The 712-nt window shown below is 28.9% G+C and carries 1 protein-coding gene; it reads left to right on the top strand.

The genetic code is table 11. From position 1 onward, the window contains the following. Window positions 1-153 precede the first annotated feature (153 nt). Window positions 154-712: hypothetical protein (locus tag RCF13_RS11770; protein WP_308141210.1), on the top strand; the 559-nt coding region annotated here is incomplete at its 3' end.

The following is a 712-nucleotide window of genomic DNA, read 5'->3' as shown; positions in this document are numbered from 1 at the left end:
TTTTTACTAACCATTTTTACAATGAACGAAATGTGAGTAGTTATTCACTCGATAAATTACTGAGTAAACTACAGGAACAAGCATTTCCGCAAGAATGGCTAATTGAACAAAATATGACATTTGGCGAAATCATTAAATAAGGAGGAAAATCAAATGGATTTATTAGATTATTTAAACGAGATTAACAATAATACTGAAGGGAATCAATCTGAATCGAAAGAAGTTAACAAAGTAGCAACGGAATCATCTAATGCTAATACAATCGAAGAAAATACAAATCAATCAATAAAAAGTGGGGATAATGACAAACTATCAAATACTCAAACCGTTATATTAAATACAGTAAAACAAACACAATCTAACAAGAAAAATGCTGCCCCAACTACTAAGTCAAATGATAAAAATAAATCCAACCCTATTAAGGATAAAAATGAATTTAAAATTGATGAATCTACAATTATTCGTTATCAGGGACAAAGTATAGAAATAACAAAATTACTAAGTGTTGATAAGATAAAAAATGGTGTAACCGAAAATGGAAAAACAAGAAAAATAAATGAAAAGGACATTTTAAAGTTATTAGAGCCTAAGCATCCTGAGCTTGATCCTCAAATAGCAAAAATTATTTGTCATAGTAAAAAAAACTTACTAATCCCACATGTACCAGGTCACAAAAATGGTCTTGTAAACAAAGAACTTACTGATTCGCTTG

The sequence above is a fragment of the Stenotrophomonas maltophilia group sp. RNC7 genome (assembly GCF_030910085.1).
Classification (GTDB): domain Bacteria; phylum Pseudomonadota; class Gammaproteobacteria; order Xanthomonadales; family Xanthomonadaceae; genus Stenotrophomonas; species Stenotrophomonas sepilia.
Note: the sequence above shows the minus strand (reverse complement) of the source record. Positions and strands in the feature narration are given on the sequence as shown.